This is a genomic window from Zeimonas arvi (genome assembly GCF_008039575.1).
GTDB lineage: Bacteria > Pseudomonadota > Gammaproteobacteria > Burkholderiales > Burkholderiaceae_E > Zeimonas > Zeimonas arvi.
Map to the genome: position 1 here is coordinate 413,039 of NZ_VDUY01000001.1, position 21,587 is coordinate 434,625.

Annotated in this window: 20 protein-coding genes and 1 tRNA gene; 13 read left to right on the forward strand and 8 right to left on the reverse strand. The window is 70.6% G+C overall.

The genetic code is table 11. The features are described from left to right. Positions 1-214: 214 nt before the first annotated feature. Complete coding sequence (locus tag FHP08_RS01900; protein ID WP_147702601.1) at positions 215-1,771, forward strand: UbiD family decarboxylase; 1,557 nt, start codon at positions 215-217, stop codon at positions 1,769-1,771. On the opposite strand, the gene FHP08_RS01905 is transcribed toward FHP08_RS01900, so the two are convergent. Together FHP08_RS01905 and dacB are read right to left on the reverse strand one after the other, a co-directional pair. Beyond that, the gene (locus FHP08_RS01905; RefSeq protein ID WP_187272128.1) at positions 1,728-2,981 is read right to left on the reverse strand and encodes a VanZ family protein; all 1,254 of its coding nucleotides are present in this window, start codon (positions 2,979-2,981) and stop codon (positions 1,728-1,730) included. The genes FHP08_RS01900 and FHP08_RS01905 overlap by 44 nt on opposite strands. Next, positions 2,974-4,446, reverse strand: a complete 1,473-nt coding sequence (dacB, locus tag FHP08_RS01910; RefSeq protein WP_147702603.1) for a D-alanyl-D-alanine carboxypeptidase/D-alanyl-D-alanine endopeptidase — start codon at positions 4,444-4,446, stop codon at positions 2,974-2,976. The genes FHP08_RS01905 and dacB overlap by 8 nt, the downstream gene beginning before the upstream one ends. A gap of 50 nt (positions 4,447-4,496) precedes the next feature. Between dacB and FHP08_RS01915 the strand changes: the two genes are divergently transcribed. The 6 genes from FHP08_RS01915 (at position 4,497) to FHP08_RS01940 (ending at position 9,938) form a co-directional block, all read left to right on the forward strand. After that, on the forward strand, positions 4,497-5,261 hold the full coding sequence (locus FHP08_RS01915) for an SDR family NAD(P)-dependent oxidoreductase (RefSeq protein ID WP_147702604.1): 765 nt from the start codon (positions 4,497-4,499) through the stop codon (positions 5,259-5,261). A gap of 102 nt (positions 5,262-5,363) precedes the next feature. Then, entirely contained in the window at positions 5,364-6,767 is a 1,404-nt protein-coding gene (hemN, locus tag FHP08_RS01920) for an oxygen-independent coproporphyrinogen III oxidase (RefSeq protein WP_147702605.1), read from the forward strand. Positions 6,768-6,839: 72 nt separating this feature from the next. Further along, positions 6,840-8,525, forward strand: a complete 1,686-nt coding sequence (locus FHP08_RS01925) for a long-chain-fatty-acid--CoA ligase (protein ID WP_147702606.1) — start codon at positions 6,840-6,842, stop codon at positions 8,523-8,525. A 91-nt stretch (positions 8,526-8,616) separates the two neighbouring features. Beyond that, positions 8,617-9,147, forward strand: a complete 531-nt coding sequence (locus FHP08_RS01930; protein WP_147702607.1) for a carboxymuconolactone decarboxylase family protein — start codon at positions 8,617-8,619, stop codon at positions 9,145-9,147. Next, positions 9,144-9,488, forward strand: a complete 345-nt coding sequence (locus FHP08_RS01935) for a hypothetical protein (protein ID WP_147702608.1) — start codon at positions 9,144-9,146, stop codon at positions 9,486-9,488. The genes FHP08_RS01930 and FHP08_RS01935 overlap by 4 nt, the downstream gene beginning before the upstream one ends. Before the next feature lie 240 nt (positions 9,489-9,728). Further along, positions 9,729-9,938: a cold-shock protein gene (locus FHP08_RS01940; RefSeq protein WP_147702609.1), complete on the forward strand. Its 210-nt coding sequence runs from the start codon at positions 9,729-9,731 to the stop codon at positions 9,936-9,938. Between the two features lie 75 nt (positions 9,939-10,013). On the opposite strand, the gene FHP08_RS01945 is transcribed toward FHP08_RS01940, so the two are convergent. Beyond that, positions 10,014-10,973 carry a nucleoside recognition domain-containing protein gene (locus FHP08_RS01945; RefSeq protein ID WP_147702610.1) on the reverse strand — a complete coding sequence of 320 codons (960 nt, stop codon included), beginning with the start codon at positions 10,971-10,973 and terminating at the stop codon, positions 10,014-10,016. A 284-nt stretch (positions 10,974-11,257) separates the two neighbouring features. Between FHP08_RS01945 and groES the strand changes: the two genes are divergently transcribed. After that, complete coding sequence (groES, locus tag FHP08_RS01950; RefSeq protein ID WP_147702611.1) at positions 11,258-11,545, forward strand: co-chaperone GroES; 288 nt, start codon at positions 11,258-11,260, stop codon at positions 11,543-11,545. A gap of 28 nt (positions 11,546-11,573) precedes the next feature. Then, a complete protein-coding gene (groL, locus tag FHP08_RS01955; protein ID WP_147702612.1) occupies positions 11,574-13,217 on the forward strand; it encodes a chaperonin GroEL in 1,644 nt (547 codons plus the stop codon). A 112-nt stretch (positions 13,218-13,329) separates the two neighbouring features. Here the strand turns inward: groL and FHP08_RS01960 are convergent, their stop codons facing one another. The 5 genes from FHP08_RS01960 to FHP08_RS01980 form a co-directional block, all read right to left on the reverse strand. Then, the gene (locus FHP08_RS01960; protein ID WP_222707796.1) at positions 13,330-14,121 is read right to left on the reverse strand and encodes a transglutaminase-like domain-containing protein; all 792 of its coding nucleotides are present in this window, start codon (positions 14,119-14,121) and stop codon (positions 13,330-13,332) included. 190 nt (positions 14,122-14,311) lie between these two features. Further along, entirely contained in the window at positions 14,312-14,962 is a 651-nt protein-coding gene (locus FHP08_RS01965; protein WP_147702613.1) for an OmpA family protein, read from the reverse strand. 131 nt (positions 14,963-15,093) lie between these two features. After that, positions 15,094-16,767: an alkaline phosphatase D family protein gene (locus FHP08_RS01970; protein ID WP_147702614.1), complete on the reverse strand. Its 1,674-nt coding sequence runs from the start codon at positions 16,765-16,767 to the stop codon at positions 15,094-15,096. A gap of 6 nt (positions 16,768-16,773) precedes the next feature. Further along, positions 16,774-17,112, reverse strand: coding sequence for a hypothetical protein (locus FHP08_RS01975; protein ID WP_147702615.1), 339 nt, complete (start codon positions 17,110-17,112; stop codon positions 16,774-16,776). Between the two features lie 101 nt (positions 17,113-17,213). Further along, positions 17,214-18,119, reverse strand: a complete 906-nt coding sequence (locus FHP08_RS01980) for a DMT family transporter (protein ID WP_147702616.1) — start codon at positions 18,117-18,119, stop codon at positions 17,214-17,216. Between the two features lie 44 nt (positions 18,120-18,163). On the opposite strand from FHP08_RS01980, the gene pyrF reads away from it, so the two are divergent. The 4 genes from pyrF (at position 18,164) to FHP08_RS02000 (ending at position 21,502) form a co-directional block, all read left to right on the forward strand. After that, entirely contained in the window at positions 18,164-18,988 is an 825-nt protein-coding gene (gene pyrF / locus FHP08_RS01985; protein WP_147702617.1) for an orotidine-5'-phosphate decarboxylase, read from the forward strand. Positions 18,989-19,014: 26 nt separating this feature from the next. Then, positions 19,015-19,734 carry a response regulator transcription factor gene (locus FHP08_RS01990; RefSeq protein ID WP_147702618.1) on the forward strand — a complete coding sequence of 240 codons (720 nt, stop codon included), beginning with the start codon at positions 19,015-19,017 and terminating at the stop codon, positions 19,732-19,734. After that, positions 19,731-21,332, forward strand: a complete 1,602-nt coding sequence (locus FHP08_RS01995) for a sensor histidine kinase (protein ID WP_147702619.1) — start codon at positions 19,731-19,733, stop codon at positions 21,330-21,332. Before FHP08_RS01990 ends, FHP08_RS01995 begins: the two co-directional genes overlap by 4 nt. A 93-nt stretch (positions 21,333-21,425) precedes the next feature. Beyond that, positions 21,426-21,502 (forward strand) — tRNA-Met (locus FHP08_RS02000). Positions 21,503-21,587 lie beyond the last annotated feature (85 nt).

Genomic DNA, 21,587 nt, shown 5'->3' on the forward strand with positions numbered 1-21,587 from the left:
GCGCTCGTCAAGAGGCCTCCGACGAACGCAAGGCCGCGCTGGAACGGCGGCCGACCCTGTGGAGAGATGGCCGGATTTTAGGGATCGACGGCGGCGGGGTCAACCGAAAGATATTGCCAGAATGCAGTCTCCGGGCCGGGCCGATGGCCGGAATCCTTGCGCGCCCGGGCCGGTGCGACAATCCGCTGCGCCCCTCAACGACGCCTGGAAACCCATGAAATACGAGGATCTGCGGGACTTCGTCCGCCAGCTCGAGACCGCCGGCGAGCTGAAGCGGATCGGCAAGGAGGTGTCGCCATCCCTGGAAATGACCGAGGTCGCGGATCGGGTATTGCGGGCGGGCGGCCCTGCCCTGCTCTTCGAGCATCCGGTCCACGAGGGCCGGCGCTGGCCGATCCCGGTGCTGGCCAACCTGTTCGGCACGCCCAGGCGGGTCGCCCTGGGCATGGGCGCCGAATCGACCGACGCGCTTAGGGAGACCGGCAAGCTGCTGGCCTACCTGAAGGAACCCGAGCCGCCCAAGGGCCTGCGCGACGCCTGGGACAAGCTGCCGATGCTGCGCCAGGTGCTGAACATGGCGCCGAAGGAGGTGGGCCGGCCCGCCTGCCAGGAGCAGGTGCTCGCAGGCGACGAGGCCGACCTCGCGAAGCTGCCGGTGCAAACCTGCTGGCCCGGCGACGCGGCGCCGCTGATCACCTGGGGGCTGGTGGTGACGCGCGGCCCGAACCGGGCGCGACAGAACCTGGGCATTTACCGCCAGCAGGTGATCGGACCCAGGCAGACGATCATGCGCTGGCTCGCCCATCGCGGCGGGGCGCTGGACTTCCGGGACCACGCCGCGCGGCATCCGGGACAGCCTTTCCCGATCGCGGTGGCGCTGGGCGCCGACCCGGCGACGATCCTCGGCGCGGTGACGCCGGTGCCGGACACGCTTTCGGAGTACCAGTTCGCGGGCCTGCTGCGCGGCTCGAAGACCTTGCTCGCGAAATGCCTCGGCAGCACGCTGCGGGTGCCCGCCAGCGCCGAGATCGTCCTCGAAGGGGCGATCCGGCCCGATCCGGACGGCAGCCTGACCGAAGGCCATGCCCGGCGCCTGGGCTGGCAGGGCGATCTTCCGGCCACCGCGCGCACGGGCTGGGAAATGGCGCTCGAGGGTCCCTACGGCGACCACACCGGCTATTACAACGAGCAGGACTGGTTCCCGGTGTTCACCATCGACCGGATCACGATGCGCGAGTCGCCGATCTACCACTCGACCTACACCGGCAAGCCGCCCGACGAGCCGGCGATCCTCGGCGTGGCGCTGAACGAGGTCTTCGTACCGATCCTGTGCCGGCAGTTTCCGGAAATCGTGGACTTCTACCTGCCGCCCGAGGGCTGCTCCTACCGGATGGCGGTGGTGTCGATCCGCAAGCAGTACCCGGGCCATGCCAAGCGGGTGATGTTCGGGATCTGGAGCTTCCTGCGCCAGTTCATGTACACCAAGTTCATCGTCGTCGTCGACGAGGACATCGACGTGCGCGACTGGAAGGAAGTGATCTGGGCGATCACGACCCGGGTCGATCCGATCCGCGACGCGACGCTGGTCGACCGCACGCCGATCGACTACCTGGACTTCGCTTCGCCGGTGTCCGGGCTCGGCTCGAAACTGGGGCTGGACGCCACCAACAAGTGGCCCGGCGAGACCACGCGCGAGTGGGGTCGGCCGATCGTGATGGACGAAGCGGTCAGGCGGCGGGTCGACGCGATGTGGGCCGAGCTCGGTCTCTGATCGGGCGGTCATCGCCTGCCCGGCCGAAGAGCGCCCAGGCCACGGCGAAGGCCAGCCCGGTCAGCAGCGGCGCCGAGCTGTCGGGCACGCGCCCCGGTATCCAGGCCTGGGCGACCTCGGAAGCGAGCATCAGCCCGACCACCCCGCCGGGCAGCACGACGCGGCGCCGCGCGATGTCCACGCCGCACTGCTGGAGCCAGCGCAGCGAGAGCAGCAGCGAGAACGCGAGCCAACCGAACATCAGCGAAAGCTCGAGCGCCGGCAGCAGGCTGCCGCGGCCAAGCTGCGGCAACCACTCGAACCCGCCGGCGTGCACGCCGCCCCGCCCCGGTGCGAGCTGGTAGGCCCCCACCGAGACGAGCGCCAGCAGCGGCAACAGCCGGGCCAGGACCGGACCGGCCGAGCGCGAAGGCATCCAGAATGCGAGCGCGGCGGCCAGCGCCACCGCCGCGAGCTCGTCATAGGACAGGGCCCGCCAGACCAGCAGCACCTGCCCCACGAGCGCCGCGCCGATCGCCAGGGCCAGCGCGAGGCTCGCGGCCGCCCGTCCGCGCCAGATCGCCCGCAAGGCCACGGCCACCGCCAGCCAGCCGAAGAAGTGACGGGCGAAGCGCCACGGATCGGGACCGCCCCAGTCCGCCCAGTGCAGCAGGAAGGCCAGGTTGGACCGGATCGTTCCCACGTCGAGGGTGAAGCGCCAGGGCGCCAGCGCCAGCGCGAGCCAGGCGCCCGTCACGAGAAGCACCGGCCAGAGCAGCGGCGCGCGGATCGCGGCGGCCACCGGGGCATGGCCCGGCGCGGCCACCGGGGCATGGCCCGGCGCCGCCACGCGGGACATGAGCAGCAGCCCGGCCAGCCCGCCGGCCGAGTTCATCGCGAGGTCGAACCACGAGGATACGCGGGCCGGCATGCAGGCCTGCAGCAACTCCATCGCAAGCGAGAACCCCGCGATCGCCGCCAGCCCGGCCGCCAGGGACACTGCCGAGCGCCGGGGGGCGAGCCAGGCCGCGGCGAGCAGGCCCAGAGGAAGGTAGGCGACGAGGTTGGCGAGCCCGTCGCTCAGCGAGAGCCGCTGCCCCTGCTGAAGCAGGGGCAGCCTGCACTCGCCGGCACCGCCGCCGGCGAGCGACTGGTAGGCGACGAACAGCAGGTACGCCACGGTCGCCGCGGCGAGCGCAAGGCGAGGCCGGCGGCCCGCGCCTTCAGCCATTCTCGTGCAGCCAGCGGAGCAGCCTGTCCTGGGCGGCGCCCGAAGCGCCCGCGCGGGGACCGTTGACGAACATCGCCAGCGCATAGCGCCGGCCCGACGCCGCCTCGAGATAGCCGGCGATCGAGCGGACTTCCGCAAGGCTGCCGCTCTTGATCCAGGCGCGGCCGGCGACTGGCTGGCCGACCAGCCTGAAGCGGACCGTGCCGGTCTCGCCAACCCGCGGCAGCGAAGCCCGGAAGCGCTCGCCGAGGGGCTCCCGGGCCGCCTGCGCCAGCAGGCTGACCAGGCTGGCCGGGCTGATCCGGGCCTGCCGGGACAGGCCTGCGCCGTTGTCCAGCACCATCTCGGGGAAATCGAGCCCGCGCTCGCGCAGCCAGGCGCGCACCGCGTCGCCCCCCTCTCGGACGCCCGCCGGCCGCGCGCCGGACGCCGCCGCGACCTGCAACAGCAGCTGGCGGGCCATCACGTTGTTGCTGAAGTGATTGACGTCGTCGACCACCTCGGCAAGGGTTCGCGGCGAAACCCAGTCGATCCACGGCTTGCCGTCGGCCGCGCCGCGCTCGAGCCGCGCGCCGCCCTCCCAGACTCCGCCGGAGCCCCGCCAGGCCGCCGCGAAGAAGGCCCGCGCGAACTCGACGTGGCCGAGCACCGCCGCGAACAGGCCCTGCTCGCCGCACCCTGCCGAGTAAGGACCTTCGACCCGGATGACCGGCGGAGCGTCGCCCCGCCCTGCCTCATCGCGCACCCGCAGGCCCGCGACGCCATGGCGGCAGGGACCGCGCTGCACGCGGATCCGGTTCTCGATCCGGACGTCGGCCAGCGGCGGATCGAGCTCGATGCGGGCCCCGGCGGCCTCGGGGCGGACCACCAACCGCGTGGCCTTGAAGTTCATCAGCGCGCCGGAGGGCAACACGTTGTAGGGCTGCGAGGGGTCGCCGTCGAAGGGCGCCTGCGTATCGTCGACCGGTTCGAAGATCGCGTCGTCGATCACCAGGTCGCCGCGGATCTCGCGCAGCCCGGCGGCCCGGATCCGGGCGATCCACTCGGTGAGATCCTCCACCACGAGCTTCGGGTCGCCGCCGCCGCGCAGGATCAGGTCGCCCTCGAGAACGCCGTCGACGATGGCGCCGCGCAGGTGCAGCGTGGTGCGCCAGCGGAACTCGGGCCCGAGGATGGACAGCGCGGCCCAGGTGGTGACCAGCTTCAGCGTGGAGGCCGGATTGAACGGCCGGTCGGCGTTCAGGCCCCAGGCCGGACCGCCGCGGACGCCGTCGAGCCGGCGGATCGCGATGCCCACGTCGGCCGTATCGATCCCTGCCTCGCGCAGCCAGTCGGCGACCGGCGGCCCGGTCTCGGCGCGCGCCGGGGACCCCGGGACACCGAGCACGAAGAGGACCATCGCGAGGATGGCGCAAAATGCCGACTTTCGGCGGCTTGCGGGCCGCCCCGATCTCGAAGCTTTCATGTCGCCCGGATTATCCCATCGGGCAAGCCGAAAACGGAGGAGAACAGGCAATGCGTTTGACGGACAAGGTGGCGCTGGTGACGGGCGGGGCGAAGGGCATCGGCGAGGCGATCGCGCGCCGCTTCGCAGCCGAGGGAGCGAGAGTGGTCATCGCCGACCGCGACGCCGATGCCGGCAGCGCGGTCGCGGCCAGCGTGCCGGGCATGCACTTCGTGGCCGCCGACGTGGCCGCCCCTGGCGCGGGCACGGCGCTGGTGGAGGCCGCGATCGAGCGCTTCGGTCGGCTCGACGTGCTGGTGAACAACGCCGGCATCACCCACGCCGCGGACTTCCTCGACCTGCGCGAGGAAGACTTCGACCGCGTGCTGTCGGTGAACCTGCGCTCCTACTTCGTCGTCGGCCAGGCGGCGGCGCGCCAGATGGTCGCCCAGGGCGGCGGCGGCGCGATCGTGAACATGTCCAGCGTGAACGCGATCCTGGCCATTCCCGACCAAGTGCCCTACGTGGTTTCCAAGGGCGCGGTGAACCAGCTGACCCGGGTCATGGCGATCTCCCTGGCGCCGCACGACATCCGCGTGAATGCGGTCGGGCCGGGCACGATCGCCACCGAGCTCGCCCGCAAGGCGGTCATGGGCTCGCCCGAGGCGCGCCTCAAGCTGCTGTCGCGCACGCCGATGCGACGGCTGGGCGAGCCCGACGAGGTCGCCAAGGTGGCGCTGTTCCTGGCCAGCGACGATGCGTCCTACCTGACCGGCCAGATCGTGTATCCGGACGGCGGGCGGATGGCGCTCAACTACACCGTGCCGGTCGAGTGAATGCCGGCCAGGGAAATTCCTGATCCGCACGGCGGAATTCCTTCCCGCGCGCTTGCGCCCGATCAAGACGTGGAATGCGCGGCGGGCGGCACACTTGCCGCCATGCTATCCACCAGACCGCCGCCCCTCGAGATCGACGAGGCGCTGCTCGACCGCTTCGGCGGGCGCGGGCCGCGCTACACCTCCTATCCGACCGCCGACCGTTTCCACGCGGGCTTCACCCACGAGGACTACGATCGCGCGCTGCTGCGCCGCGCCGACCGTCGCGACGAGCCCCTGGGCCTCTACGTTCACGTGCCCTTCTGCCGGACCATCTGCTGGTACTGCGCCTGCAACAAGATCGGCACCAAGCACCAGGAGCAGTCCTCGCCCTACCTCGAGGCGGTGCTCAAGGAGCTGCACCTGGTCAAGCACCGGATCGGCGCCGGGCACCGGGTGAGCCACCTGCACTTCGGCGGCGGCACGCCGACCTTCATGCCGGACGCCGAGCTCGCGCGGCTGATCGGGGCCTTCCGGGAGGCCTTCGACTTCGCGCCCGACGGCGAAGGCGAGTACTCGATCGAGATCGACCCGCGCACGGTGGACGGCGCCCGCCTGCGCGTGCTGCGCGACCTGGGCATGAACCGGGTGAGCCTCGGCGTGCAGGATTTCGACCCGGAGGTCCAGAAGGCGGTCAACCGGATCCAGCCCAAGGAACTGACGATCGCCCTCATCGAGGCGGCGCGCGACTCGGGCTTTCGCTCGGTGAACGTGGACCTGATCTACGGCCTGCCGAAACAGACGCCGGACAGCTTCCGGCGAACCGTCGAGCAGACGATCGCGGCCGGCCCCGACCGGATCGCCCTGTATCACTACGCGCACCTGCCCACGCTCTTCAAGCCCCAGCGGCGGATCGCCGAGGCGGAGCTGCCCTCGTCGCCGGACAAGGCCCGGATGTTCGAGGAGGCGGTGCGGCTGTTCGAGGCGGCAGGCTACCTGTACCTCGGGCTCGACCACTTCGCCAGGGCCGACGACGAGCTCGCGATCGCGCAGCGCGAGGGTCGACTGAACCGCAACTTCCAGGGCTATACCTCGCATTCGTCGGGCGACCTGATCGCGCTCGGCGTTTCGGCGATCGCCTCGGTCGGCGACGTCTACGCGCAGAACGAGAAGGTGCTTCAGGGCTACTACGACGCGCTCGCCGCCGACCGTCTGCCGGTCTCCCGCGGCATCCGGCTCAACCGCGAGGACTTCATCCGGCGCGACGCGATCGAGTCGCTGATGTGCCGATTCGAGCTCGACTGGGGCTGGCTGGCCCGGCGCCGCGGCGTGGACGGCGCCCGCCACTTCGAGCGCGAGCTCGCCGCGCTGGCACCGCTGGTCGAGGCCGGCGCGGTGCGGATCGACGATGCCGGCGTGACCGTGCTGCCGCGCGGGCGCCTGCTGGTGCGCGCGGTGGCCATGGCCTTCGACGAATACCTGGGCAAGGGCGCTCGGCCCGCCGGCGGCTACTCTCGGATCGCGTAGGGACGAGTCGACGCCAGGGCGGGGCGGGCTTCGACCGGTATCATCCCGAAGCCTCATTCCCCGCCTGCAACGATGCCCGCGCTGACCCTGCACCACCGCTTCTGGCCGCCCGGCCGACCCTTCTCGCTCGACTATCCGCAGCGCTCGCTGTACGAGAACCTGTCGCTGTCCGCCCGCCGCAAGCCCGGGCACCCGATGCTGGTCTTCTACGACGGCAGCATCTCCTACGGCGAAGGACTGGCCCAGGTCGACGCGCTGGCCGGCTGGCTGCAGCGCGAGTGCGGGGTGCGGCGCGGCGACCGTGTCCTGCTCTACATGCAGAACAGCCCGCAATGGGTGCTCGCCTATTACGCGATCCTGCGGGCCGACGCGATGGTGGTGCCGGTCAATCCCATGCTGCTCGACGACGAGGTGGCGCACCTTGCCGCCGACAGCGGCGCGCGCGTGGCCATCGCGGCCGAGGATCTTGCCGCGCACCTCGGCCGGGCCGGGCTCGCGCACCTGGTACTGGTCCGCTATGCCGACTGCATCGGCCACCCGTCCGCGCCGCGCACGCCGGCGTCGCTGCTGGCCGATCCGGTCGACATCGCGTCCCTGGGCCAGCGCCTGACGGGGGTCCGGATCGCGCGCTGGGCCGACGCGCTGGCGGCCGGCATCGCGCCGGGTCCGCACCTGGCCGGCCCCGACGACCTCGCGGTGCTGCCCTATTCGTCCGGCACCACCGGCAAGCCCAAGGGCTGCGTGCACACGCACAGGACCGTGATGGCCACGGCGGTCATGCACGCCCACTGGGCCGACTGGGGCGAAGCGCCGGTGATCCTGGCCACGCTGCCGCTCTTTCACGTGACCGGCATGCAGGGCAACATGAACTGCCCGATCCTGCTCGGCGCCACGATGGTGGTGCTCCAGCGCTGGGACCGCGAGGCGGCGGCCGCGCTGATCGAATCGATGAAGATCACCTCGTGGTCCTGCATCACCACGATGGCGATCGACCTGCTGTCGATGCCCGGCATCGAGCGGCACGACCTGTCCAGCCTGCGCCGGATCGGCGGCGGCGGCGCCTCGATGCCCGAGGCCGTCGGCGCCCGGCTGAAGGCGCTCACCGGCCTGGAGTACATCGAGGGCTACGGGCTGTCCGAGACCATCGCGCCCACCCACATCAACCCGCCGCAGCGCCCGAAGCGGCAGTGCGGGGGCGTGCCGATCTTCGACGTCGACTCGCGGATCATCGACCCCGACACGCTGGCCGAGCGCGGCCCGAACGAGTCGGGCGAGATCGCGATCCACGCCCCGCAGGTGTTCCTCGGCTACTGGAACGACCCCGAGGCCACGCGGGCCGCGTTCGTCGAGATCGAAGGCAAGCGCTTCTTTCGCACCGGTGACATCGGCCACTACGACGACGAGGGTTATTTCTTCATCACCGACCGTCTCAAGCGGATGATCAACGCCTCGGGCTTCAAGGTCTGGCCGGCCGAGATCGAGGCGATGATGTACGCGCACCCGGACATCCGCGAGGCCTGCGTGATCGCGGCCCGCGACGAGCGGCGAGGCGAGACGGTGAAGGCGGTGGTGGTGCTGAAGCCGGAAAGCCGCGGCCGCGTGGGCGCCGACGACATCGTGGCCTGGTGCCGCGAACGGATGGCCGCGTACAAGGCGCCGCGCGTCGTCGAGATCGTCGACGCGCTGCCGCGCTCGGCCACCGGAAAGATCATGTGGCGCGAACTGCAGGACAAGGCATTGCGCGCGGCCCGGGCCTGAGGCACGCTCCCGGCGCCCCGCGACGGCACGGCCCGCCGCCCACGCATCGACAGACCTATCGACATACCGACCGCGAGGAGGAAGCGAACCGATGGCGAGAATCCCCTATGTGAGCGCAGACCTGGCCGAGCCGCGCGAGATCGTCGACGCCGTGCGCAAGCGCCGCGGCGGCACGCTGCTCAACCTGGACCGGATGCTGCTGCACAGTCCCGAGCTCGCCAGCGGCTGGAACGCCTATCTCGGCGCGGTGCGCACCCGGCTCTCGCTCTCGCCCAGGCTGCGCGAGCTCGCGATGTGCATCGTGGCGGTCGTCAACGGCGCCGAGTACGAGTTCATCCACCACGCGCCGGTGTTCATCGAGGCCGGCGGCACCCAGGCCCAGGTCGACGCGATGCGCGACCCCGACCGGGCAGCGGCCGACAGCGCGCTGTTCGACGACACCGACCGCGCCGCGCTGGCGGTCGCGATCGCGATGACCCGCTCGGTCAAGGTCCCCGATGCGGCCTTCGACGCGCTGAAGTCCCGACTGCCCGAACGCGAGCTGGTCGAGTTCGTGGCCACCGTCGCGGCCTACAACATGGTGTCGCGCTTCCTGGTCGCGATGGGCGTGGAACCCGAATGACACGCAAGGCCTCCGGACCGCTGATGGTGCGGTTGCCGCCCGCCCTGGCGGAGTTCCTGCGCAGGGAGGCCGGGCACCGCGGGGTCACCGCGCCGGAACTCGCCCGCCAGTTGCTGATGCGGGGGCTGCACGCGCAGCGGCTCGACGACGTGATCCGCGACCTCTACCCGGATTGCGGCGCGGCGCCGCCCAGCAGCGAGGCCATGCTCGCCGCCCGGCTCGAGGCCGGCGCGGTGCTCGGCGCGTTCTCGGCGCCGCCCCCGCGCCGGCCTGCGGCGCCATCCGACGCCTGCGAGGCGACCCGCCACGCGATCGATCGCGCGTCGCGCCGAAACGCGTGAGCCCGGTCCGGACGCCTGGCGCCCAACTTCCGCTGGACAAGGCCCTCCCCGTCGTGTAAGGTGCGCCTCGCATACGGTTCAAGCAGATCCCACTTTCTTGTGTCAAGCCCGCCTGCCCCGCAGCGCGTCGCGGCCGAATCCCGGCCTGGAATACCTGGTTGTGCTCTCTTGATTTGTTTGCCGCCACGGGCATGTTTCGCCCAAGGCGTTTCTAGTCATGCGTAATCAATGGAGCGCAACATGAGCAGAGCAACCGGCACGGTCAAGTGGTTCAACGAATCGAAGGGCTTCGGCTTCATCGCCCCCGACGATGGCAGCGCGGATCTCTTCGCGCACTTCTCGGAAATCCAGGGCAGCGGTTTCAAGACCCTGCAGGAAGCCCAGCGGGTCGAGTTCACCGTCAAGCAGGGCCCGAAGGGCCTGCAGGCTTCGGCGATCAAGCCCCTGTAAGCCGGCTCCGGACCGACGCCAGCCCGCCCTTCGGGGCAGCCGGCGTCCGCTCCCGGAACCCGAAGAACGCGCCGCTCACGCGGCGCGTTTTTTTTCGCCCGCAGGCAGCGCAGGTTCCTGCAGCGCCGCGGCCAGGGCTGCGACGATCGCCATCGTGAGCAGCACCCTGCCCACCAGCACGATCCAGACGTCGGCGCCGAGCGCGAGGAACAACAGCGTGTCCTCGATCAGCGAATGCGACAGCGAAAGCCAGGTCAGCGCCAGGAAGCGGGTGCGCGCCGCGAAGCGCTGCCGCTCGGCCTCCTCGATGATCAGCGCGCCGCCGTAGGTCAGGCCCAGCAGCACGCCCACGGTGGTCACCGGCGCAGCGGCCGGCGGCAGCCCGCTCACCCGCAGGACCGGCGCCATCAGCGCGGTGATGCGGCGGGTGATACCCGTGCGCTCCAGCAGGTCCAGCAGCATGAGCAGGGCCACGATGATGCCGAAGGTGAGCGCGAGCGAGAAAGCGGTGGCGGCCAGCCAGTCCCCCAGACCGCCAGCACCGGAAGCGGCGTCCTGCGCGCCGCCCTGCAACCAGCCGAAGGAGACCGGATCGGCGAGGACGCCGGCGGCGCCGCAGGCCCAGGTGACCAGCGTGCCGTAGGCGAGCGCGGCGCCGATCCGCAGGCCCGCCGTCACCCAGAAACTGGCGCCGGCCCGCCGCACGATCGCCTGCTCCACCGGGACCCCGTGCGCGAACAGGACCATGGCCGCCAGCGCGCTGAACTGGGCCACGCTCATCTCGAGCGTGGGCCCGAAACCGACCAGGGCGCCGATCGCGCCGTAGACCCCCACGAAGACGCCGGTGACCCAGATCATGCCGGCCTCGGGCGGCAGACCCAGCCACCCGATGGCGGGCGCGATCGCCCGCCCCAGCCCGTCGACCAGGCCCATCTCCTGGCCCACGCGCACCGCGATCATCACGGGCAGCATGACCTTGACCAGCGCGAGGAACAGACGCCGAGTGCGGGCGAGGAGCGCGGCGAGGTAGGGCATGCCGAAGGAAGGGGGAAAGGAGGAAGGGAGCAGTTCGTGGCGCGCGCCCGGCGCCGGCGCGCGTCGGGCGGGTCTTCCTGGAACGGGCGGCGGAAAGAATAACCCGGTCGACAGGCCCGGCGCTTGAAAAATTCCGTCGAGCCCCTACAATTAGCACTCGCCAGCGGTGAGTGCTAACAAGAATGCGGCACCAGCACGCTGCCGTGGGGATTGTCCGAAGTCGGCCCTGTCCGGCTTTCTGATCCTGTCTGTTCGCTTTTCATTCCAATTCGGAGCCAAATCGCATGAAACTGCGTCCTTTGCATGATCGCGTGATCATCAAGCGTCTGGACAACGAGCGCAAGACCTCGTCGGGCATCGTGATTCCCGACAACGCCGCCGAGAAGCCGGACCAGGGCGAGATTCTCGCCGTGGGCAACGGCAAGGTCGGTGACGACGGCAAGGTCCGCCCGCTGGCCGTCAAGGTCGGCGACAAGGTCCTGTTCGGCAAGTACAGCGGCCAGACCGTCAAGGTCGACGGCGAGGAGCTGCTGGTCATGCGCGAAGAAGACATCATGGCCGTGGTCGAGTAAGTAACAGATTTCGAGGAGTTAAACGCATATGGCAGCCAAACAGGTTTTTTTCCACGACGATGCGCGTAGCCGCATGGTCGCCGGCGTCAATGTCCTGGCCAACGCGGTCAAGGTCACCCTGGGTCCGAAGGGCCGCAACGTGGTGCTCGAGCGCTCGTTCGGCGCCCCCACCGTCACCAAGGACGGCGTCTCGGTCGCCAAGGAAATCGAGCTGAAGGACAAGTTCGAGAACATGGGCGCCCAGATGGTCAAGGAAGTCGCTTCCAAGACCTCGGACAATGCCGGTGACGGCACCACCACCGCCACCGTGCTGGCCCAGGCGATCGTCCGCGAGGGAATGAAGTTCGTCGCCGCCGGCATGAATCCGATGGACCTGAAGCGCGGCATCGACAAGGCGGTCTCCGCCCTGACCGAAGAGCTGAGGAAGGTCAGCAAGCCCTGCACCACCACGAAGGAAATCGCCCAGGTCGGCTCGATCTCGGCGAACTCCGACGAGGAAATCGGCCGGATCATCTCCGAGTCGATGGAGAAGGTCGGCAAGGAAGGCGTGATCACCGTCGAGGACGGCAAGTCGCTCGAGAACGAGCTCGACATCGTCGAGGGCATGCAGTTCGATCGCGGCTACCTGTCGCCCTACTTCATCAACAACCCGGACAAGCAGGTCGCCGTCCTGGAAGATCCGTTCGTGCTGCTGCACGACAAGAAGGTGAGCAACATCCGCGAGCTGCTGCCGGTGCTCGAGCAGGTTGCCAAGGCCGGCAAGCCGCTGCTGATCATCGCCGAGGAAGTCGAGGGCGAGGCCCTGGCGACCCTGGTCGTCAACAACATCCGCGGCATCCTGAAGACCGTCGCCGTCAAGGCCCCGGGCTTCGGTGACCGTCGCAAGGCGATGCTGGAAGACATGGCCATCCTGACCGGCGGCACCGTGATCTCGGAAGAGACCGGCATGACGCTCGAGAAGGCCACCCTGGCCGAACTGGGCCGTGCCAAGCGCGTCGAGGTGGGCAAGGAGAACACGACGCTCATCGACGGCGCCGGCGAGACCAAGGCCATCGAGGCCCGCGTCAAGGCCATCCGTGCCCAGATCGAGGAAGCCACCAGCGACTACGACCGCGAGAAGCTTCAGGAGCGCGTCGCCAAGCTGGCCGGCGGCGTGGCCGTCATCCGCGTCGGTGCCGCCACCGAGGTCGAGATGAAGGAGAAGAAGGCCCGCGTCGAAGACGCGCTGCACGCCACCCGGGCCGCCGTCGAGGAAGGCATCGTGGCCGGCGGTGGCGTCGCGCTGCTGCGCGCCCGCGCCGCGATCAAGGTCAAGGGCGACAACCCCGACCAGGAAGCCGGCATCAAGATCGTGCTGCGCGCAGTCGAGGAGCCGCTTCGCCAGATCGTCGCCAACGCCGGCGACGAGGCGAGCGTGGTCGTTGCCAAGGTCCTCGAGGGCAAGGGCAGCTACGGCTACAACGCGGCCAACGGCACCTACGGCGACATGCTCGAGATGGGCGTGGTCGACCCGACCAAGGTCACCCGCACCGCGCTGCAGAACGCCGCCTCGGTCGCCAGCCTGATGCTGACCACCGACGCGATGATCGCCGAGGCGCCGGAAGACAAGCCGGCGGCCGGCGGCATGCCCCCGGGCATGGGCGGCATGGGCGGCATGGGCATGGACATGTAATCGGTCTTCGGACCGGTCGTGGCGCGGCCCTCGTGGCCGCGCGGCCCAGAGAAAAGCCCGGCGAAAGCCGGGCTTTTTTCGTCTGTCGACTGTGATGCGGGCGCCCCGCCGTTCAGCGCAGTGGCGCGTCGTCCTCGAAGCGCCCCGCGTCCGCGGCGGGCCGGCCCGCCGCGTGGCCCGGCAAGACCGAAGCCCCCTGCTCGAAGAGCTCCCGCGGATAATGCTGCACGAAATCGTCGCGCACCTTGTCCAGGGGCAGGTCGGACCAGGTCCCATGATCGGCCTGGTAGGCCATTCGCCGCCGGTTGTCGGCGTCGAACTCCTGGTACAGCGCGTCGCTGGTGCCGTCGAAATCGGTGGGCCGTACACCGAAGCGCTCGCACAGCTCGATGTTGAAGGCCGGTACCGTCTTCACCCAGCGTCCGTCGACCCGCAATGCCGCGTAGCCGTGGTCGTAGAACACGTCGGTGCCGCCCATCCGCTGGCGCAGCTTCTCGGTGTTCATGTGATTGACCACGTCGGCCAATCCGATGGCGGAGGGGATGCCGGCCGCCCGCGCGCAGGCCGCGAGCAGTACCGCCTTCGGCACGCACCAACCGTAACCGGCCGCCAGGACGCTGCTGGCGCGGTACTGGATCGGATCGAAGGAGATCCGGTACGGGTCGTAACGGATTCCGTCGCGCACCGCATAGAACAGCCGGACCGCCTTGCGGCGCTCGTCGGCCTCGTCACCGATCGCGCGCGCGACGAACTCCCGGATCGCCGGCGAGTCGCTGTCCAGGAAACCTGTCGGCACGAGCCAGGGGCGCAGCGATTCGCCCGCGAAGACTTCCGGAAGCCCTGCGAGGTGGATCCCTCCGTCGGCTGACCGCCGGGAATCGGCTCGTGCGTTGGCTTCGTTCACGAAGAATCCCTGCCTCGGTTGCGGCCTGTGCCGCACCCAGTGCCGCGTGTCCTGCCATGGGTCCGGAACGGCCGCGCACCCGCCCGGCACGGCGCCGGCGGGGCTGACCGCGCCCTTGCGCCGCTCCCGGACCCGACGCAGGCGGCCCGAGGAAAAGAGGCCACCGGCGGACAGGGCCAGGGGGCCGCGATCAGCCCTGGGGCTCTCCGACGAAGATCTCGACGCGGCGGTTCTGGGCGCGGCCGGCCGCGGTGGCGTTGTCGGCGATCGGCTCGCGCGAGCCCCGGCCGTCGATGGCGATGCGGGTGGCGCTCACGCCGCGATCGGCCAGGTACTGGCGAACGCTCGCCGCGCGGTTGACCGAGAGCGGCTCGTTGACCGCGTCGGTGCCGGTGCTGTCGGTGTGGCCGATGATCCGGACCGTGGTGCCCGGATTCGCGCTCAGCGTCTGGGCAAAACGGTCGAGAATGGGCCGGAAGTTCGGCTTGATGTCGGCGCGACCGGTGTCGAACGAGATGTCGCTCGGGATGTCCAGCTTGAGCTGGTTGTCGGCGGTCTGCGTGACGCCGACACCGGTGCCGGCGGTGGCCTGCTGCATGGCGAGCTTCTGCTCTTCCATGCGCTTGGACCACATGTAGGTGCCGATGCCGCCGGCAGCCGCGCCCAGCACCGCCGCATTGCGCGTGGCGGTGCCGCTGCCGCCCACCGCGCTGCCCAGGGCCGCGCCGGCCAGCGCGCCCAGGCCCGTGCCGATCGCGGTCCGCTGCTGGGTCTCGGTCATCGATTCGCAACCGGCCAGGGCGATGGCCGCGACCGCGAGGATTGAGATGGTCTTCTTCATGTGCTTCCTGCTCCTTTCGAGGTGACGAGACCGCTGGAAAGCGGCTCGCCGGGGAGGGAAATACCCTGTTCCATTTTAGCGGTTTCGGCACGGCGGCGTTCCGGCCGGCCAAGCGCCTGGCCGCCAAGCCGCTACGCCAGCCTGGCGCCGGGCCGTCCGGACTCGACCACGAAGCGCGCCCGGGTGGCGATCCGCTGCCCCGGCAACTTCACCGTATCCACGGTCCTCAGCGTGGTCGCGCAGCGCTCCGGTGTCAACTCGACGACGCCATAGCCCCGGTGATCGCTTTCGGCCAGCCGCACATGCGGGTTCTCGTCGCGAGCCCGGTCGAGCTGCGCCTGGGGCCGCCCCTGCGAGGTGATCGAGGTACCGCAGAACTCGGTGGCCACCGCCGCAGAGCCCGGATCGGCGAAATCCGCCTTGACGTCGCAAACCCAGTTCGAATGCACGTCGCCGCCCAGCAGCACGGGGTTGGCGAGCCGGCGCGCCCGCATTGCGTCGAGCAGCCGCTGGCGCGCGACCGGGTAGCCGTCCCAGCCGTCGGTCCATGCGGTCTCGCCGGGTCCCCGCCGGCCGTCGGCCCGAGAGAACAGCGTCTGCTGCCCGATCAGGTTCCACCGGCCGCGCGACTCGGCGAAACAGCGGTCCAGCCAGCGCTCCTGCGCCGCGCCCAGCATCGATCGGGACGGATCGCGCAGATCGGGGCACCGCTCGACGTCGACCACGTTGGCGCCGCCGCGGCGCGGCTTCGGGCAGGCCTGGTAGGCCCGATGCTGCCGGTCGTCGAGGATCAGGAACTCGGCAAGCCTGCCGAAGCGGTGCCGGCCGTACAGCCGCATGGCGGGGCCCTCGGGCCTCGCGGACTGGCGAAGCGGCATGTGCTCGAAGTAGGCACGATAGGCCGCCGCGCGCCGTGCGAGGAAGGTCGCATCGAGATCCTCGGAACGATCGTCGGCGTAATCGTTGTCCACCTCGTGGTCGTCCCAGGTCAGCAGCCAGGGTGCCGCCGCGTGCATCCGCTGCAGGTCCGGATCGCCCCGGTACTGCGCGTGACGGATCCGGTATTCCGCCAGCGATTTCGGCTCGCCGCCCTGGTGGGCCCGAACGTGATCGCGCCCCCAGCTGCTCTCGTAGATGTAGTCGCCGAGGAACAGGACCAGGTCGAGATCCTCTTCGACCATGTGCCGGTAGGCGCCGAAGTAGCCCTGCTCGAACTGCTGGCACGACGCGAAGGCGAAACGCAGGCGGGCCGGCAATGCGTCGGGCGGCGGGGCCGTGCGGGTCCTGCCGGCGGGACTGACCGCCTGGTTCGCGCCGTCGCCGGTCAGGAAGCGATAGTGGTACCAGCGCTCCGGCTTCAGCCCCTGCACCTCGACATGCACGCTGTGCGCAAGCTCCGGGTGCGCCACCGTCCGGCCGCTGCGCACGATGCGGGCAAAGCCCTCGTCCTCGGCGACTTCCCAGCGCACCGTCACCGGCCCGGGCGGCATGCCGCCGTGGACCTGGCCGGGCTCGGGGGCCAGCCGCGTCCACAGCACGAAGCCCTCGGGCTCTGGCGCGCCCGAGGCCACGCCCAGCGAGAACGGATCCCTGGCGAAGCGCGGTGGGGCGGTCGCGCAGCCCGACGAGGCCAGCGCCACGCCGCCGGCCCACGACACGCAGGCCAGCTGCCAGGCGGCCCGGGCGATCGCGCGCCGCCCCGGCTGCGCGGTGTGCGGACCGTCGGCCGTGCCGCGGCGAAGTCCGGGCAGCACGCGAGCGGCGGCCCGGAGGTAGTCGGGAATGCGGGCGGCGGGACGGGGCATCGAGGCTCACCTGGAGATGAAGATCTGCCCGATTCTAGGCATTCGCCACGGCGCGCGGATCACCCCCACGGTCGATCCGGATGGCCTACACCGACGGCTCGTCAGGGTGGCCTGCACCGACGGCTCATCCGGGTGGCCGCCTCGCGCCATCGGCCAACCTGCGGCACGACCCACTCGCCACCCCCCGCCCTTCTCGTCGAACTTGCCGCAGACCTGCAGGCGGACCTCGTCGTGCCAGCTGTAGAGCGCTTCCTCGAGCGCGTTCTCGAAGATCTGCCGCTTTTCGTCGACCCGCAGGATCTCGACCGAGGCCGAGGCCCCGACCCCCTCGGTGACCGCCTTCATCCCCCGGCAGACCCGGCCATCCCGACCTCGCCCAGCCGTGCAGGCTTCGAAGGTCTGGTCGGACTGGTGCGGCAACGTGGAGGACTTGGCGGCCCGCGGCGTCAGCCGGCGGGCGGAGTTCTCCTCGATGGCGACAGGACCGTTGCCATCGCCGCCAGGATGCAAGCGAGCGCGCCCCAGTCCTGCCAGAGCAGCCGCTCGCCGAGCATCCACACGCCCGAGAAGACGCCGGTGACAGGAATCAGCATGACCGACAGCCCGCTGGCCACCGGCGGCAGGATGGTCGCGAGCCGGAACCAGACCAGTTGCGCGAAGCCGAACACCAGGAAGGCGTTGAAGGCGATCGCGCCCCATTCCGCCGCATTGGGCGGGCGGTGCACCTGGCCGCGCTCGAAGAGCAGCGCGATGCTGCCGCACACGACGAGCCCGAGCGCGAGCGACCAGAAGGTGATGACCAGGATGTGCGTGGGCTGGATGCGCCGCCGCATCCGGTGCGTGCCGTAGGCCCAGATCACGGCGGCCGCCAGCATGCACAGGGTGCCGAGCGGGCTGCCGGCGATCGCGGTGAACTCGCTGGCCAGCAGCAGGGCGACCCCGGCCGCGGCGGCGGCCACGCCCATCCAGAGTCGCCGCGACGGGTTCTCGCCGAACACCAGGATCGCGACCACCGCGCTCCAGATCGGCATCGTGTAGCCGAGGATGGCCGCGCGGCCCGAGGACAGCAGCTTGACCCCGTACATCGCGAACACGAACCAGAGCACCATGTTCGTGAGCGCGAGCAGCAGCAGCTCCCGCCAGTGTTCGCGCGGCACCTTCAGCGACAGGCCGCGGCCGTGCGCGATCGCCGCGAGCATGGGCAGCCCGCCGATCATGCACAGCGATCGGAAGGTCATCGGCGGAAGTTCCTGGACGCCGATCTTCATGATCGGCCAGTTGACGCCCCACAACAGCGTCAGCAGGGCGAGCAGGCCCAGGTCCCGCGGGCTCAGGGTGATGGTGCGAGGCATGACTGGATAGAATTGGCGACGATTATCCGCGCGGGGAGCAGCGAGTGAGTTTCGTTTTGTCGCTCAGGAAGGCCTGGGAGGGTTCGCAGTCGATGCTCTGCGTGGGCCTGGACCCCGACCCCGCGAAGATCCCGGCGTCGCTGGGCGAGCCGGACGACCCGGATACCGTGCTGCGCTTCTGCCGCGGCATCGTCGACGCGACCGCGCCCTTTGCCTGCACCTTCAAGCCGCAGATCGCGTATTTCGCGGCCGCGCGCGCCGAGGGCCAGCTCGAGGCGCTGATCCACCACGTTCACCGCGCCCACCCCGGCATTCCGGTGGTGCTCGACGGAAAGCGCGGCGACATCGGCGCCACCGCCGAGCGCTACGCGATCGAGGCGTTCGAGCGCTATCAGGCAGACGCGGTCACGGTGAACCCCTACATGGGCTTCGATTCCATCGAACCCTGGCTCGCCGGGCGCGACCGCGGCGTGTTCCTGCTGTGCCGCACGTCCAACCCCGGCGGCAGCGATCTGCAGGCGCTCGACGTGGGCGGCGAGCGGCTGTTCGAGCGGGTGGCCCGGCTCGCGGCCGGCCACTGGAACACGAACGGCCAGCTGGGCCTGGTGGTGGGCGCCACCTTCCCCGAGGAACTGGCCCGGGTGCGGGCGCTGGTCGGCGAGATGCCATTGCTGGTGCCCGGCATCGGCGCCCAGGGCGGCGACATCGACGCCACCGTGGCAGCCGGCGCGGGCCGCGCCACGCCGGGCATGCTGGTCAACTCGTCGCGCGCGATCCTGTACGCCAGCAAGGGCCCGGACTGGGCCGAGGCGGCGGCCCGCGTGGCGCGCGAGACCCGCGACGCGCTGCGCCGCGCCGCCGCGCGCTAGACGCCGCCGCGCGCTAGACTTTCCGAATGCGGATCCTGCTGGCCGAAGACGATCAGGTGCTGGCCGACGCGCTGTCCCGTTCGCTGCGGGGCGGCGGCTACGCGGTGGATCACGTCGCCAGCGGCAGCGAGGCCGACACCGCGCTGTCCACCCAGGAATACGACCTGCTGATCCTCGACCTGGGACTGCCGCGGCTTCCCGGCATCGAGGTGCTCAAGCGGCTGCGCGCGCGGGACTCCCGGCTGCCGGTGCTGATCCTCACCGCGGCGGACTCCGTCGAGCAACGCGTGCGCGGCCTCGATCTCGGCGCCGATGACTTCATGGCCAAGCCCTTCGCGCTGTCCGAGCTCGAGGCGAGGGCGCGCGCCCTGGTCCGCCGCAGCATGGGCACGGGCAGCAGCCAGCTCAAGCTCGGCGCGCTGGCCTATGACCAGGTCGGCCGCACCGCCACCTTGAACGGACAGGCGCTGGACCTCTCCGCCCGCGAGCTCGGCGTGCTCGAAATCCTGCTGCAGCGGGTCGACCGCCTGGTCAGCAAGGAGCAGATCGTCGACCACCTCTGCGAATGGGGCGAGGAGGTGAGCCACAATGCGATCGAGGTCTACGTGCACCGGCTGCGCCGCAAGCTCGAGGGTGGCGACATCCGCATCGTGACCATGCGCGGCCTCGGCTACTGCCTGCAGCGGCCGGCCGACGAGGCGCAGGGCGAGGACGCGGCCGGCGCTTCGCCGGGCGCCGCCGAATGAACCGCCCCGAGCGACCTCCTTCGGCCGGGCACTCCCACTCGCCGGAACAGGGCCCGCCTGCGGAGCGCCCCCCCTCGATCCTCGAGGACCTGGTCGCCACCCGAGAGACGCCGAGCCGGCCGGTCTTCTCGGGAAACCGGCCACGCCACCGGGCCACGCGCCGCGGAGCGGCACGCAGCACCGAGCAGCGCTCGCTGTTCGGCGAGATCCTCGACTGGATGTTCGCGCCGCTGCTGCTGCTCTGGCCGTTGTCGATCGCGGTGACCTTCCTGGTGGCGCGATCGCTGGCCGACGCGCCATTCGACCGCTCGCTGCACGACCGTGCGATCGTCCTGGCCCAGCAGGTCCGCAACGCGCCCGAATCCGATCCCCGCGAGGCGCTCGAGCGCGCCGCGCGCGAGCTCTTCGACAGGGAGGCCGAAGGCCAGTACTACTTCCAGATCGTCGACGAGCGGGGCACGCTGCTCGCCGGCGACCGCGACTTTCCCCGGCCCAGGCTCTACGACTTCCCGGACGCCAGTCGCGTGAAGATCCGCAACCTGGTGATCGATGGCGACGAGGTGCGCGCCGCCTATACCTACATCGGCGTGCCGCGGGCGGACGACGCCGAGGCCCAGGTGCTGGTGCAGGTGGCCGAGACCCTCGAACAACGCGGCGTGCTGGCCAACGAGATCATCAAGGGGGTGATCCTGCCCCAGTTCCTGATCCTGCCGGTGGCGCTGGCGCTGGTCTGGTTCGGCCTGTCGCGCGGGCTGGCGCCGCTGAAGTCGCTGCAGGAGCGGATTCGCGCCCGGCGCCCCGACGACCTCTCGCCGGTCGATCCGCTCGGCGCGCCGGAGGAGATCGCGCCGCTGGTCGCGTCCTTCAACGACCTGCTTGCGCGCCAGTCGCAGAACCTGCAGGCCCAGCGACGCTTCATCGCCGACGCGGCCCACCAGCTGAAGACACCGCTCGCCGGCCTGCGCTCGCAGGCCGAGCTGGCCATGCGCGAATCCGACCCGTCCGACCTCCGGCGCTCGCTCGCGCAGCTGGTGCGCAGCGCCGAGCGCAGCGCACACCTGGTGAGCCAGCTGCTGGCGCTCGCGCGGATGGAGAATCTCGGCGCGAGCACGCCGCTCGAGCTGCTCGGCCTGCATCCGCTGGTCCGGACCGTCGCGGCGGACTGGACGGCGTTCGCGATCCGCCAGCGCATCGACTTCGGGGTGGAGAACGACGACCGCCCGGCGCCGATCGCCGGCCACCCGATCCTGCTGCGCGAGCTGATCAACAACCTGATCGACAACGCGCTGCGCTACACGCCCCCGGGCGGCATCGTGACGGTGCGCGCGCGCAGCACCCCCGACACGGTGGTGCTGGAGGTCGAGGACGACGGGCCCGGCATCCCGGCCTCCGAGCGCGAGCTCGTCTTCGAACGCTTCTACCGGATCGCGGACGTGCAGGGCGAGGGCAGCGGGCTCGGCCTGCCCATCGTTCGCGAGATCGCCGAGCACCACCGTGCCCGGGTGCGCATCGACGACGGTCTGCCCTGGCCGGCGAAGCGAGGCGTCGGTTTCGGAACCCGGGTCAGCGTGATGTTCCCGAAGCAGCAGGATTTTTGACAGCAGCTACGCTGGCCGATAGAATTTCGGGTTCAGTGGTTCGACAACGGTCACGCCGTCCGTCTGCTCGGATCCGCTGCTTGCCGGACCCGTGGAGATGTAGCTCAGCTGGTTAGAGCGCGGCACTCATAATGCCGAGGTCGGTGGTTCAAGCCCACCCATCTCTACCACCCCCTCCGGCGCAACTGTCCCGGGCGGCCAGCCATCCTGATTTCTGGGCCGTCGGGGCCCGGGCCGGCGCACCAGACGCTAGAC